Raw genomic sequence first — 13,996 nt, forward strand, 5'->3', positions numbered from 1 at the left:
AGCTAGGAGGTTCCCGCGATGTCCCAGAGGTCGGTTCCTGTTCCCGCCCACGCGCCGACACCATCGAGCCCGCGCTGGCTGACGATCGTGATGCGTTGTGACCGTTGGGGTTCGTACTGGTACATCGCTGTCGGCTTCTTGTTCGCGCCGGCATTGCTGATCCTCGACCCGTGGCCCGGCGCGGTGATGGTCGCCTGGGTGCTCATCTCATCGGCTGGTCTATGGCTGGGTCTGTTGGGGATTCTGATGGCATACGGACTCGCGAAAGTTCTCCGCGCGGGAGAGGAGATCTCCGAGGAATTCTGGTGGTCGCTGCTCGGGCGGCCACCGGGAGGCTGAGGCTTGATGGGCCCCTGCCCGGTCAGCGCGGGTAGGTGACGATGGTCTGTCCGGTGCGGGCGTTGCGCCAGGTGATGGTGCGGTCGGTGTGCATGGTCGGTATCCACGGCCCGTCGTGTTTGCGGTCGTGGTCGGGTCGGCATAGGGGTGCGAGGTTGAAGGCCACGGTCCAGCCACCGGCCAACGGGTCGGCATGGCAGAACTTGTGTAGGTGGTCGAGTTCGCATTCCTCGGATGGTCGGCCGCAGTAGGGGTAGCGGCAGCGCCGGTCGAGTTGAATGATTTCCGCGCGTAGCGCGGCTGACGGTTTGTAGGTCAGTGCTCCGGGTGGTGGGGTGGCGAACCCACCGTGCCCGGTCGGGTCGATCGGTGGGGCCGGTGTGCGGCTGCCGAAGATGATCAGTCCGCTGGCGGTGCGGGTTTCACTCGGTCGGGCGGTGACGGTCGTGGCGTGCGGTGCGATCCGCGCGGCGTGGGCCGGATCGATGGCGCCGTAGCCCATCAGGCGGGTCGGGTCGAGACCGGTGGGGTCATGGAGCAGGGTCAGGCCGGGCACGACGAGGCCGGGATCGGCGTCCGCGTCGGAGTCGGAGTCGCTGTCGGTTTCGACGGAGTCGTCGGCCGGTTCCGCATCGGCAACATCGGTGTCGTGCTCGGCGGGTGGTGCGGTGATGAACTCTCGTCGCGGCTCTGGAGAGGGCGCGGCATCCTGAGTGGTGTCAACGGCATGGGTTCCGGTGCCGGATTGGCTACTCTCGCCGTTGTTGTCGATGTTCGAGTCGCTATCGCTGTCGCTGTCGACGGCAGTGTCGTCGTCGAGGTCGGCGAGGGTGATCGGCTGTTCTTCTGCCGAATCAGGCCCACCCGTCTCGGGTTCGTTGGCGGTCTGGCCGGATGCGCTGGCGTCGTCAGCCGTGCTGGTGTCGACCGACGAGTCGCGCTCACTGTCGGTGACTGAACTCGGGGTGGCATCCGTGGTCTGCCCCCGGTTGCTGGTACGAGTCTGGCGGGCGGGGCAGGTGTCGTCGCCACAGTGGCAGCGCAGCTTCGCGCCGGGGGCTTTGATGATTTCGGCGAACGCGGCCACGCGTTGGGCTTTGATGCTGCGCCCATCACGGCGGCAGACCCGTCGTCCGATGAGGGCGCTGATGCGGTCGCGCAGGTGTACGCCGTGTTCGGCGGGGATGCAGGCATCGACGGTCATGTGCCCGAACGCTTCGTTACCGATCGTCACATCCCCGAACAGGTCGGTGATGTCATCGCGCGTCTCGGCGGCTCGATCGGGGTCGAGGCTGATGATGATGGCGTCGAGATCATCTCGCAGGGCGGTGTCGGTGGTGGGTCGGCTGGCCAGATCGAGCACCACATCGTCGAAATCCCACGGCTCATCCTCGTCGGCATCGTCGGCGGCGGGATCGTCGGTGGCGGCAGGGTCGGTCTCGGACGCAGCCTCATCGGAGCCGCCATCATCAGTGCCGTCGCCGTCGGAGCCGTCACCGTCGGTGCCGGGATCGAGGTCAGCTTCGGGGTCGTCGAGGTCGAGGGTGAGTTCCTCGTCGACATCCTTGCTGTCGGTGTCGGGTTCGTCGGTGGTTTCGGCGTTGTCGGCGAGTTCGCCCAGTCGTGCTCGCAGATCGCCGGTGGGGCCGGTGGCGGCGCCGCGGATGGCCACACCCAGCCGGTGAGGTCTCAAATCTCCGGCGCGGAAGGCGTCACGGATCTTGGGGTGTTCGTCGAGTAGTTCGTCGAGACTGACCCATTCGCCGGCTTGACGTCTAGAAATACCCAACTGCAGCGAGATTTCGCCTTTCGCGGCCTTGTCGGCGGCGTTGCGCACTCGGTTCGGAACGAAATCGTTGTACCCGGCCAGGCGCTCGTTGTAGGTGGATTGCCCGATCTGGCGGGCGATCTGCATCGCGATGGCTTGAGCTTGATTACTCAACCGCAACAAATCGCGACCATGCTGCGCCAACTCATCGAGACTACTGGAGGCCAGCAGAGCGTCGTCGGCGGCACGGTCGGTGAAGGTGAACACAAGACGCTCCTTTCCAGCGAAGACAGTCTCTGAGGTCGGGATGGGTTGGCGGGGGATCGAACTGCTATCAGACTATCGGGTGGGTCTGACAACTTTGGTGCGCTGCAAGTGGGCTGTGGATGGACTTGTTCGGCGACGTGTTGGGTTCAGGATAGCGGCGGGGTGTGACAGCTTTTCGTGGGTGAGTGTGGTTGCGTGGGTGGACCCTTCGTGACGCGGCCTCGCAGGCTCGGACGCTCCTCAGGGATCAGGGGGCATCGCTTGTTCGTCGCTGCACTCTTCGTGATTCATGGCTAGGGCGTCCTCTCCGATTCTCTAGTGTTCGGGAAGCGCTGGTGGGGAATCGAACTGCTAACAGACTATCGGGTGGGTCTGACAACTTTGCGGCGCTGCAAGTGGGGTGTGGATGGACTTGTTCGGTGAGGTGTTGGGTTCAGGATAGCGGTGGGGTGTGACAACTTTTCGTGGGTGAGTGTGGTTGCGTGGGTGGACCCTTCGTGACGCGGCCTCGCAAGCTCGGTCACTCCTCACGGGCTAGGGGTAGGTGCGCACAGGGGCACCTGCGGCTCACGCGAGCAGTCTCCAGAGGCCGACGAGGCCGACGACGACGATCACGCCGCGCAGCACGGGCGGGGACAGGCGTCGACCGTAACGGGCGCCGATGAATCCACCGATCAGCGATCCGATGGCGATGACAGCGGCTGCCGCCCAATTGATTCGATCGAACGCGACGAGACTGTAGACCACGCCGGCAACGATATTCACCACCAGTGACAGCAGGTTCTTGGCGGCGTTCATCCGCTGTAGGTGGTCGGGAACCACCACACCCAGCACGCCCATCAGCAGAATGCCTTGCGCTGCAGTGAAGTAGCCGCCATACACACCGACGGCGAAGGTGGCGATCGCCATGGTCGCGATGCGTGGGCCACTCAACGGGGCCGGATGATCGGCGGGGCCGACCGAACGTCGACCGACCCACTTCTGAATCCATGGCTGGGCCACCACGAGGATCAGGGCGGCGACGAGAAGCACGGGGACGACCGACTCGAAGACCGTCTCGGGCAAGTGCAGCAGCAGCCAACAGCCCAGAATCGCGCCGGTGAACGATGCCGGGATCTGCCACCGCAACTGGCTCCACTGGCCCTCCAGCTCCCGGCGATACCCCCACGTCCCGGACACCCCGCCGGCGACGAGTCCGACCGCATTGGACATCGTGGCGGTGACCGGTGGCACGCCGAAAGCGACGAGGGTGGGGAAGGTGATCAGCGTGCCGCTGCCGACCACCGCGTTGATGGCGCCCGCGCCGACACCGGCGAGCAGCACGGCGAGCAGTTCCCATGTCGTCACACCTCGAGCCTGCCCGATACCCGCACGATCGCCCTGCGCGGGTCCTGGGCACCACTAAGCTCGACGTATGAGCACAACCGATGAGGTAGTCGAACAGATTCTGAGTCGCTACGACACCATCACCGTGGTCGGCGCCAGCGCCAATCCGGCGAAGGCCGCCAACGAGGTGCCGGCGTACATGCAGCAACACGGCTGGCGCATCATCCCGGTGAATCCGCACGCGGACGAGATCGTGGGCGAGAAGGTGTACCGCACTCTCGCCGATGTCCCGGAACAGGTGGGTCTGGTCGATGTGTTCCGGCCGTCGCAGGACGCCCCCGAGGTCGCCCGCCAGGCAGTCGCGGCCGGCGCCACCGCCCTCTGGCTGCAACTCGGTATCGCGTCCGCAGAAGCACGTGCCATCGCCGAAGACGCCGGACTGCTCTACGTCGAGGACCGCTGCCTCATCATCGAACAGCGCCGTACCGGTCTGGTACCCGCGACTTCCTGATCGCCCGCGCCGACCATCGTGCATCTCGATATCGCGGGCGCGGCCAGCGGTAGTCACCTTCCGCTGTTCTTGCTGTTCCTGGCGTTCTCGCTGACCTTCCTCGTCACCCGGACCATCACCCGGCTGATCCGCGCCGGCCGTGGCCCGTTCCGCAACAACGTGCGCGGTGGAGTCCACATCCACCACGCGGTGCCGGGGATCATCCTCACCGTCGTGGGTGCGTTCGCGTCCGTCGCCGCCGACGGCGCATCCCCGGGTGCGGAGATCAGTGCCGTGGCCATCGGGATCGGGACATCGCTGGTGCTCGACGAGTTCGCGCTCATCCTTCGCCTCGAAGATGTGTACTGGTCGCGCGAAGGCCAGTTGTCGGTGCAGGTGGTGTGCCTGACGGTCGCCGGACTCGGAATGGCCGTGTTGGGCATCGACCCGCTGACCGAGGTCGACACCGGCGATTCCTTTCGGATCGGACCGATCGCCTTCTCGATCCCGTTGGTCCTACATCTCATCTGTCTGCTGGCATGCGTGGCCAAAGGCAAGTACTCGACGGCCGCGATCGGCGCCTTCATCCCGCCGGTCGCCTGGGTGGGCGCGATACGTCTGGCGCGGCCGGGATCGCGCTGGGCGCAGCGGCGCTACTCGCCGGCCAAGACGGCTCGCGCACGCAGTCGCGCCCAGAGGTTCGACTCCCGCTACGGCGCCTGGGGGCTGGATGTGGAGGACCTCGTGGCCGGACGACCCACCAACACCGGCACAGATACTGCCGGAGAGACTGCCGCCCACTAGTGCCATCGGTGCCCCGCACCGGGCGGATTCGCGACCGGAACTCGCGGCCGGCCCTGCTGGGGATAGTCTCGAAGAATGGCAGAGCACACCACGCCGAAAGGGCTGACGACACCGAGAGCGAGGTGCGCGGCATGATTGCTTTCGTGGTCATCGCGATCACGGTCGTGATGGCACTGTTCATACTCGTCGGCGCGGCCTGGTTCGCCTGGGACTCCGACAAAAGGGTCAAGAGGTTCGCGCGGTCCACCGACCTCGTCCCGGGCAAGCCCGGCCGCGCGCCCGCATCCTGGACGACGACGACGTCGACGGAAGCGCTGCTGCATCGGCGAATTCGCTACGCCATCGCCGACGTCCACGCCAATCCGGCGATCCCGCACTACCCCGATCTCGTCGCCGCGCGAGATCGCCTCGACGACGCGGTGTTCGGTCTCGACGACAAACTGATCGCCGCCTCCGATATCGCAGATGACGAGGAGAAGACCGCGCGCTTGTCGTCGGCCGAATCGGCGGTGGTAGTCCTCGAAGAACTGCCCAAGAAGCTGTGGGAGGCACCCGAGGACAGCCAACTCGCGGATATGGAGAAGGTGACCTCCGCGCTCGAGCGCGCATGACCGGCCCGGCAGGAGTCGTTTGATGACCCCCGACGACGATCGGCGGCCCGACGACCCACCTCATGAGCACAGCGTCGAGGAGGAAGTCGACGGTGACGCCGGCGTCGACGACGCCATCCTCACCGGTCGCACGTTGTGGGTCATCCTGTTGCTGGCCGCCGGTGCCGGCGCCGTGGCCGGCTTCCTCGGTGGAGCCTTTCGGTGGACCCTCGACCTCGTCGACGACTGGCGCGCCGAACTCATCGAGTGGTCGCACACCCATCCGGGGTGGGGGTGGCTGATCCCGGTGGCCGTCGCCGGTGTGGCCGCAGCGGCCGCCGCCGGCATCGCGCGATGGCAACCGTTGTCGGCCGGCAGCGGCATTCAGCACGTCGAGGCCGTCGACCGCGGCGAGGCCGACCCGCCACCACTGTCGGTGGTGCCGGCGCGTTTCGTCGGCGGTGTGTTGTCGATCGGTGCCGCCGGCATGGTGCTCGGTCGAGAAGGACCCACCGTTCACATGGCCGCGGCGGTCGGTGCGGCCGCGGGCCGCCTGGCCCGATTGGCCGCCGAGGAGATCCGGCTGCTGCAGACGGTGCTGTCCGGCACGGGCCTGGCGGTCGCCTTCAACGCGCCGATCAGTGCGGTGTTCTTCATCTTCGAAGAGGTCACCAAGACATTCCGGCTCCGCGAGGGCATCGTCACCATGGTCGCGGTCGCCATCGGTGTCGGTGTCAGCCGGCTGGTGCTCGGCGATGAACCGGACTTCCGGCACGTCGCGTCGGTGTCGTCGCCGCCGCTGACCACCGTGCCGATCTTTGTGGTCTTCGGCCTGGTGGTGGGTCTGATGGGGGTGCTCTACAACCGCCTCATCCTCGCCTGCCTCGACCTCTTCGACATCATCAGTCGCGTACCCGCAGTGGTGAAGGCGGGCGTGGTCGGCGCCGTCGTCGGGTCGCTGCTCATCGCGGACCCGACCGTCGGCGGTGGTGGTGAGGCGCTGGCCGGACTGATCCTCACCGGACAGCAGTTCGCGCTACCAGTGGTGATCCTCTACGTCGTGGTGCGATTCATCGCCGGCCCGATCTCGTACTCGGTTGGCACCCCCGGCGGCATCTTCGCACCGATCCTGGCACTCGGTGCGCTCGTCGGGCTGGTCGCCGGCCGGGTCACCCAGGTGATCGTGCCGGGTCTCGACGAGGATCTGACCATCGCTTTCGCATTGGTGGGGATGGCCACCCTGTTCGCGGCAATCGTGCGCGCCCCGTTCACCGGGCTCGTGCTGGTCATCGAGATGACGGCCGTCACCTCGGTCACCATCCCGATGCTGGTGTCGGGGGCGATGGCGGTGGTCGTCGCCTCCGCGTTGCGGTCGCCGCCGATCTACGACGCGTTGCGGGTGCGGATGCTGCGCAAACACGAACAAGCCGAGCGCGCACCGGGATAGCGCCTCGCCGGTCAGTCGTCGGCGAGTTCGATCAGTTGCCCGATGGTCTTCAGGTTGCGGCCGGTGGCCTGCACCCCGAGTCCCTTGGCGATGACCGGCGCGGTGAGCTTGGAGACGCCCGCACCGTCGGCATAACGGATGTGCAGGTCGTCGCCGATGACGCGGAATTCGTCGGAGCCGAAGGAACGTTCGGCGAAGGCATCCACCTTGTCGGGTTCGGGCTTTCCGGTCAAGCAGTAGACGTAGGAGTACTTGGCGTCGACGATCTCGAATGGATGGGCGTCGAGGGCGCGCACCAATTCGTCCCGGGACCTGCTGATGACCTCGCGGAAATAGCCGAAACGCTTGGTGATCGCTTGCTCCAGCGCCCGGTCGAAATCGCCGGGTTGACCGGGTGGACAACAGATCAGATTGCCGGATGCGATGTAGGTGCTCACCTCGGTGGCGCCGAGTTCGGTGGCCATCGTCCGCAGATCCGCCATCGGTAGTTTCGCGCCACCCACGTTGATCGCGCGGATCAGCACCACCCGAGTCGACATCACACTCCTGTTCGCAGAACCGGTGTCCCGCGTGAGACGCTCGGTGTCAGATGACCGTCGGTCGCGGTGGTGGTTCCGGTTCCGGCGGCCCGGGCTGGGGAATGGGTTCCGGCTCGGGCACCGGGATCGGTGGTTCGGGTGGCGGCTCGGGGATGGGTTCCGGTGCCGGAACGGGTTCCGGGGGCGGTGGCGGGGGTGGAACCGGTTGATTCATGGTCACTCCTCAGCGTGAGAGGATGCCGAACTGACTGGTGACGTGCCGCGTGCTGGACGTGCCACACGCTCGACGTTACGCCGATGCCCCCACCCCGGCCATGCGATCGGTCGAGTCGCCGTCGGTTGTCAACGGACCTTCGCGAGATCGGTGCGGATCAGCATCACGTTGTAGTCGTCCCATCGGGACGCCACGAAATACAGCTGCTGTCCGGTCGCACGAGGATGGATGTAGGGCGCGTACAGGCCCTTGGTCTGAGCGGCGGGCACGATCACCTTCGGACCGCTCCACGGGCCCACCGGCGTCGGCGCGGTACGCATCATGACGCTGCCGACCTGCTCGGTGAGCATCACGAATCGTTTCAGGAAGGTGTTGTACGCCACCGACATCTCGCTGACCGGCTGGCGGACGATGGGCGCCGCGGCGGCCGGCTCCGCCGACCACGTCCCGCCACCGCGGTAGTACTGATAGCGGCTCAGATCGAGGATGTCGGCGGGACGGACCCGGGCGACGAAGGCGGCGCCGAATCGTCCGCTCGGAGTGCCGTACTGATAGACGTAATCACCCGACCGCAGGAATGCGCCCATCTGGAAACGCCCGTGCCCCGCAGCGATCTGACGAACCCCGGGAACGGTCACATCGGCGTTCATCCGAATGGTTCGATTGTCGGTGACCCAGGTCTGGCCGTTGTCACGCGACACCGCGATCGCCGAGTACCCGGTCGCCCACCGGCCGGGCGACAGCCACCGACGGATGGACATGTAGCTCATGTACTGGACGCCGTTGATCGCGATGCCGCCTGTCGGGATCTTGCCGACCTCGATGTTGCGCACACCGATCGCGTTGAGCATGGGTTGGGCGAATGTCGGATGCTGGGGTGTCACCGACGCTCCCGAACGCACCGACCCGGGGATGGCATCCGGGAAAGTGATGCCCTTGTCCAGGTTCGCGTCTGCGTCGCTGCGCAGCAGGGTGTTGTGGCGCCACACCATTTGCCCCGCGCACCGACCCCACGTGTCGCCGAAGGCCATCAACACCTGACCGGACCCGTTGTCCCACGGCACCCCGACGTCGGTGGCGGTGATGGAGAACCGCTGATCGGTACGGTTGCGGCTGCGCGGTCCGGTGACCCACGCGACGGCGGTGCTGGCACCCCGCAATCTGGCCAGCGGTCCTTGTGGTTTCTTGCCGTTCGCGCGGTAACTGCCGAAGTCGGCACTGCCGAGGCCGATCTCACCGGAGCCACTGCTGCCGGTGCTGCCGACGTCGCCGCCGTGGAATCCGACGGCACTGCAGATCGATGCGTGCGCGGGCGCAGCCGGACCGACGGCGATGGCGCTCACTGCGAGCGCCATGACCACCGGCCCGGTGACAAGTACATGTCGGCTGACCATGAGACCCCCTGCACACCCGGCGACTGTGGTGCCAGTGTTACAGATGTTGATCGAGGTCCACAGATCCCGAGCCGAACCGAGATGTAGGCGTGACCGAAAGCTGCCGCAGGTCAGCGGGGCGCGGGACCCACATACCGCGCGCGAGGCCGGATGATCTTGCGCGAGCGGGCCTGCTCGGCGATGTTGGCGCACCAACCCACCACCCGGCTGACGGCGAAGGTGGGCGTGAACATGGACCTGGGGACCCCGCAGGCATCCATCACGACGCCCGCATAGAACTCGACGTTGGCGTACCGGGGTTGGTCGGGGTGCGCTTCACGCAGGACGTCGACCACCTGACGCTCCACCTCGACGGCTCGTTCGACGGTGGGGCCGCCGAGGCCGAGGGCGATCTCGCGCAGCAACTCCGACCGCGGATCGACCGTGCGGTACACCGCGTGGCCGAAGCCCATGATGCGGCGGCGGTCGGCGATCTGTTCCCGCGCCCAGGCGGTGGCGTCACCGTGGCGGGCGATCTCGTCGAGCGAATCCAACGCCCGGTCGGGTGCCCCGCCGTGCAGCGGACCCGAGAACGCGCCCAGCGCACCACAGACGGCCGCGTGGACGTCGGCACCGGTGGATGCGATGACCCGGGCAGTGAACGTGGAGGCGTTGAACCCGTGATCGATCGTCGCGATCAGATACTGCTCGACGGCCCGCACGTGCTCGTCCGGGGCGCGGCGTCCGGTCAACTGGTACAGCCAGTTGGCGGCGACCGGCAGCTCCGGGTCGGGTTCGACCGGGTCCTCGCCGCTGCGAATCCGGTGCAGCGCAGCCAGGATTGTCGGTGTCATCGCTGCCGCCCGCATCGAGTCGTGGCGGATGGAATCGGCATCGCTCTCCCACAAGGGCGCGACCCCGAGTGCGGGACCGGCCGCCGACAACACCGTCCGCAGGCCCGCGAGGGTGTCGCGGCCGTCGCCGAGCAGGGCCGATGCGCGCAGCAGGCCGGCCAACTCGTCCGGGAGTGGACGCAATTGCGCTGTCGTGTTGCGGAACTGCGTGAGCTGATGTGCATCGGGAAGTGCGCCGTGGACGAACAGGTACCAGACCTCCTCGAATGACCGCGTCCGCGCGAGGTCGATCGCCGAATGCTCACGGTAGTGGTAGAAGCCCTCGTCGCCGCGGACGTCGCCGATCTCGGTGTCGGCGACGACCACATTCGCCAGGCCTTCGGGGGCGATCAGTTGGTTCATCGTAGGTCTCCGTTCGTGTTCGGCGAGTCGAGGTCGCCTCACCTGCCACGATGCGAGTATTGATCGATAGGGTCAATGTTGATTTCATCAATGTATGGCGCCTCGGACCCACACCCGCCGATTCCCGAAGCCGATCCGGCACGATGGCCGCGACTACCTGACCACCGAGCAGGTCGCGAAGCTGCTCGGGGTCAAGACGGCCACTGTGTACGCCTACGTGAGTCGCGGTCGGATGACCAGTGTGCGCATCGACGGAGTCGACGGGAGCGTGTTCGGCGTCGACGAGGTGGAAGCACTGATGTCGGGGCGGGTGCGTAGGGCGCCGGCGGGGGTCGTCGAACGTATTCGCACACAACTGACCCTGCTGCAGGACGATGACCTGTACTACCGCGGGTGTGACGCGGCCGACCTTGCGCGGACCGTGTCATTCGAGAAGGTGGCGAACATGTTGTGGGACAACGAGGTCGACTGGGATTCGTTGTCCCGAATCGACTCGGCGGCAAGGGATTCGATCGTTTCCCTCGCCGGTCCGCACGCCCGCGGGCTCGACCTGATCCGGCTCACCACCGACGTCTTGGGTGCGCGCGACGCGCAACGTCACGACCGGGCCCGGTCCGCGGTGACCACCGCCGCAGCCACCACCATCGCCGCCGCGGTCGACGTGCTGTCGCCCGGCAGTGTGTCGTCGAACGGCGCTCTGGCCCAACGGCTGTGGCCGTGTCTCACCGCCGAGCCGGCCACCGCCGAGACGATCCGCGTGCTCGACGCCGCACTGGTGTTGCTCGCCGACCACGACCTGTCGGCGGGCGCGGTCGCGGCCCGCGTGGCGGCCAGTGCGCGCGGCAACGTGTACGCGGTCCTGAGCGCGGGGCTCGGGGCATTCGATGGGCCGATACACGGTGGCGCAACGACATTCGCCTACCGGATGCTGGCCGGCGCCGTCGCTGATCCGCGTGCGGCGATGGCCGACCAGATGTATCTCGGCGGCCCGATCCCCGGCACCGGACACATCGTGTACCGCCGTCGTGATCCGCGCGCCGACGTGCTCATCGAGATGCTGTGCACCTCGTCGACCGCCGATCCGAGGGTTGTCGATGCGCTCGAGGAGATCGAGCGTCGCCTGCCGTCGGATACATTCGTGAACTCGGATCTGGCGCTCGCAGCACTCGCACTTGCCCATCGGATGCGGCCCGACGCCGCCGAGGCCATCTTCGCGGTGGCTCGGATGGCCGGTTGGACGGCACACGCACTCGAGGAGTTTCACGAAACCCGGCTGCGGTTCCGGCCCGAAGGGGTCTACACCGGTGTTCGCCCGACGAAGTACTGAGCGTCGCCGGACTCGGCGCCCTCAGATGCCCAGCACCGACTTGGCGATGGTGAAATAGATGATGAGTCCGGTGGCGTCGCAGAACGTGGAGATGAACGGTGTGGAGAACACCGCGGGATCGACCCGACAGATGCGGGCGATCAACGGCATGATCCCGCCGACCGTGGCCGCCAGCGCGCAGATGGCGAGGATGGTCGTGCCGATCACGATGCCGATGTCGAGACCGTAGACGGCCGCGGCGACCGCGAAACCGACTGTGCCCAGGAATGTCCCCAACGTGACGCCGACCCGGATCTCCTTACCTGCGACGCGCAGGACATCCCGCGGTGCGAGCTCGTGGACCGCCAGCGCACGGGTGATGGTGGTGGCGGCCTGCGACCCGGTATTGCCGCCGATTCCGGTGAGCAGCGGGATGAACAGTGCCAGCGCGACTTCCTGTTCGAGGGTGCCCTCGAAGATCTCCAGCACATTGACGGTCAGAATCGCCGATACCGCGAGCACGAACAGCCAGACGATGCGTGCCCGCGTGATGCTGAGGATCGATGAGACGAGGTAGGGTTCCTCGAGGCGTTCGCGGGCACCGCTGCGCGCCTCGTCGACATCGCGCGCCTGTTCGACGACGTCGACGGCATCGTCGATGGTGAGGACTCCCACCAGGCGGTTCTCCGAATCCACCACCGGCATGGCCAGGATGCCCCGCTCCACACATCGGAACGAGGCGGGTTCGGCGTCGTCGAGCGCGTGCGCGTAGATCGGTTCCGACATGTGTTCGCCCGGCTGCGATTCCGGGTCGGCGAGCAGGAGATCACGCAGGGAGAGCATGCCGCAGAGTCGGCGCCCGCGGTCGACGACCGGCACGGCGTAGATCGTCTCGGCGTCGCGGCCGTTCGTGCGTATCCGATCGAGCGCCTGTGCCACGGTCTCGTCCGGGTATGCGTGGACGAACTCCGGGCTCATGCGGCGGCCGACCGACCCGCGCGGGTACCCGAGGACGATTCCGGTGATCTCCCGCTCGCCGGGCGACAGCCCGCGCACGAGCGCCTTGGCGACCGATGCAGGGAGTTCGTCGAGGAGTTCTGCGCGGTCGTCGGGATCGAGTTCGCGGAAGGCCGAGGCGACCTCGGCGGTCCCGAGTTCCTCCACCAGGCCACGCTGGAATGGCGGGGGAAGTGCGTCGAAAACGGCGTTGGCGGCCTCTTTACCGAGCAGTCGAAAAGTCACGCCGCGGTGCCGCCGCGGGAGTTGTTCGATGAGGGCGGCCACGTCGTCGGATGGCATGGCCTGTAGATCCGCCGCGACGGCCGGGAGGTCGCCGGCTCGGACGAGGTGGCCGATCCGATCGGCAGCTGTGGTGATCACGCACCGCAACGTATGGCTGTGGCGTGTACGGACGGTTGCCGAGGGGTGACGTGTCCCGTCGCCGCCGCACAGTTGTCACGATTTCGACGACGCCGTGTCCATTGTCGGCACCAGCGCGGCTCAGAACGGCGTGGCGACCGCGAAGGTCCGCTGGAACGGCAGCACCGTGCCCACCGATTGCGGTGGGTAGGCGTCGCGCAGGCGCTGCTTGTACTCGGCCATGAAGGTCTCGCAGTCGTCGTCGTCCAGGGCGGTCAGGTAGGGCCGCGCGGTGCTCCCCGCGCTCCAGTCGTACACGGGGTCGTCGCCGTGCAGCACGTGCAGATACGTGGTCGACCACGTATTGGTGGTGAAGCCACGCTCGGTGAAGAAGGCGAGCAGGTCGGCCGGGTCGAAACCGGGCATCCGCCGCACGTCGTGCAGTTGTTCGGCGAAGCGGGGGTCGTCGGCGAGGTCGCGGAGCTCGCGGTGCATCGGCGAGCTGGTGTTGTCCGGGACCTGGACCGCGAAGACGCCGCCGTCGTTGAGGTGGCCGAGCAGGCGGTCGATGACCGCCATCGGGTCGGGCAGCCACTGGAACATCGCGTTGGACACGATCAGATCGACCGGCTGATTGGGCGACCAGTCGGCGGCATCGGCGATGTCGTAATTCGCATGTGGATCGGTGTTCTCGCGGAAGGCTTTCTCGATCATGCGCGGCGACGAGTCGATCCCCAGGATCTGGGATTCGGGCCACAGAGCTCGTAGGTGGCGGGTCAGGTGGCCGGGTCCGCAGCCGAGGTCGACGATGGTGGTCGGTGCGGTCGGTACCTGGGCGATGAGATCGAGGAAGGGGCGGGCACGAGCGTCGGCGAATTGCAGGTAACGGTCCGGATCCCAGGTCTGCATGCTTCAAGA

The 13,996-nt window shown here is 66.9% G+C and carries 14 protein-coding genes; 7 read left to right on the top strand and 7 right to left on the bottom strand.

Going from position 1 to position 13,996, the window contains the following annotated elements; translation table 11 throughout:
• The first annotated feature begins 18 nt into the window (after positions 1-18).
• On the top strand, positions 19-339 hold the full coding sequence (locus tag OSB52_RS05640) for a hypothetical protein (protein ID WP_235722939.1): 321 nt from the start codon (positions 19-21) through the stop codon (positions 337-339).
• 22 nt (positions 340-361) lie between these two features.
• Here the strand turns inward: OSB52_RS05640 and OSB52_RS05645 are convergent, their stop codons facing one another.
• Both OSB52_RS05645 and OSB52_RS05650 read right to left on the bottom strand, forming a co-directional pair.
• Positions 362-2,374 (bottom strand): HNH endonuclease signature motif containing protein, encoded by a 2,013-nt coding sequence (locus OSB52_RS05645; protein WP_266060640.1) that lies wholly within the window; start codon positions 2,372-2,374, stop codon positions 362-364.
• Positions 2,375-2,941: 567 nt separating this feature from the next.
• Positions 2,942-3,721, bottom strand: coding sequence for a sulfite exporter TauE/SafE family protein (locus OSB52_RS05650; RefSeq protein WP_266060642.1), 780 nt, complete (start codon positions 3,719-3,721; stop codon positions 2,942-2,944).
• Between the two features lie 67 nt (positions 3,722-3,788).
• Here OSB52_RS05650 and OSB52_RS05655 point away from each other — a divergent pair, with 67 nt between their 5' ends.
• The 4 genes from OSB52_RS05655 (at position 3,789) to OSB52_RS05670 (ending at position 7,031) form a co-directional block, all read left to right on the top strand.
• Positions 3,789-4,211 (top strand): CoA-binding protein, encoded by a 423-nt coding sequence (locus OSB52_RS05655; RefSeq protein ID WP_266060644.1) that lies wholly within the window; start codon positions 3,789-3,791, stop codon positions 4,209-4,211.
• An 18-nt stretch (positions 4,212-4,229) separates the two neighbouring features.
• Positions 4,230-4,994 (top strand): hypothetical protein, encoded by a 765-nt coding sequence (locus OSB52_RS05660; protein WP_266060645.1) that lies wholly within the window; start codon positions 4,230-4,232, stop codon positions 4,992-4,994.
• A 131-nt stretch (positions 4,995-5,125) separates the two neighbouring features.
• Complete coding sequence (locus tag OSB52_RS05665; RefSeq protein ID WP_266060646.1) at positions 5,126-5,605, top strand: hypothetical protein; 480 nt, start codon at positions 5,126-5,128, stop codon at positions 5,603-5,605.
• Positions 5,606-5,627: 22 nt separating this feature from the next.
• Positions 5,628-7,031 carry a ClC family H(+)/Cl(-) exchange transporter gene (locus OSB52_RS05670; protein ID WP_266060647.1) on the top strand — a complete coding sequence of 468 codons (1,404 nt, stop codon included), beginning with the start codon at positions 5,628-5,630 and terminating at the stop codon, positions 7,029-7,031.
• Positions 7,032-7,042: 11 nt separating this feature from the next.
• Here the strand turns inward: OSB52_RS05670 and OSB52_RS05675 are convergent, their stop codons facing one another.
• Entirely contained in the window at positions 7,043-7,570 is a 528-nt protein-coding gene (locus OSB52_RS05675; RefSeq protein ID WP_266060648.1) for a DUF1697 domain-containing protein, read from the bottom strand.
• A 50-nt stretch (positions 7,571-7,620) separates the two neighbouring features.
• Between OSB52_RS05675 and OSB52_RS05680 the strand changes: the two genes are divergently transcribed.
• Complete coding sequence (locus tag OSB52_RS05680) at positions 7,621-7,779, top strand: hypothetical protein (RefSeq protein ID WP_235722931.1); 159 nt, start codon at positions 7,621-7,623, stop codon at positions 7,777-7,779.
• 133 nt (positions 7,780-7,912) lie between these two features.
• Here OSB52_RS05680 and OSB52_RS05685 read toward each other — a convergent pair whose 3' ends face one another.
• Both OSB52_RS05685 and OSB52_RS05690 read right to left on the bottom strand, forming a co-directional pair.
• Positions 7,913-9,139 (bottom strand): glycoside hydrolase family 183 protein, encoded by a 1,227-nt coding sequence (locus OSB52_RS05685; RefSeq protein WP_266060649.1) that lies wholly within the window; start codon positions 9,137-9,139, stop codon positions 7,913-7,915.
• Positions 9,140-9,288: 149 nt separating this feature from the next.
• Positions 9,289-10,413, bottom strand: a complete 1,125-nt coding sequence (locus tag OSB52_RS05690) for a citrate/2-methylcitrate synthase (protein WP_266060651.1) — start codon at positions 10,411-10,413, stop codon at positions 9,289-9,291.
• Between the two features lie 94 nt (positions 10,414-10,507).
• Here OSB52_RS05690 and OSB52_RS05695 point away from each other — a divergent pair, with 94 nt between their 5' ends.
• Positions 10,508-11,740 carry a citrate synthase gene (locus OSB52_RS05695; protein ID WP_266060652.1) on the top strand — a complete coding sequence of 411 codons (1,233 nt, stop codon included), beginning with the start codon at positions 10,508-10,510 and terminating at the stop codon, positions 11,738-11,740.
• A gap of 21 nt (positions 11,741-11,761) precedes the next feature.
• Here OSB52_RS05695 and mgtE read toward each other — a convergent pair whose 3' ends face one another.
• Both mgtE and OSB52_RS05705 read right to left on the bottom strand, forming a co-directional pair.
• Positions 11,762-13,099 (bottom strand): magnesium transporter, encoded by a 1,338-nt coding sequence (mgtE, locus tag OSB52_RS05700; RefSeq protein WP_372512338.1) that lies wholly within the window; start codon positions 13,097-13,099, stop codon positions 11,762-11,764.
• Positions 13,100-13,219: 120 nt separating this feature from the next.
• Positions 13,220-13,987, bottom strand: coding sequence for a methyltransferase domain-containing protein (locus OSB52_RS05705; RefSeq protein ID WP_266060653.1), 768 nt, complete (start codon positions 13,985-13,987; stop codon positions 13,220-13,222).
• Between the last annotated feature and the right edge of the window lie 9 nt (positions 13,988-13,996).

Source organism: Gordonia aquimaris, from assembly GCF_026262595.1.
Taxonomy (GTDB): Bacteria; Actinomycetota; Actinomycetes; order Mycobacteriales; family Mycobacteriaceae; genus Gordonia; species Gordonia tangerina.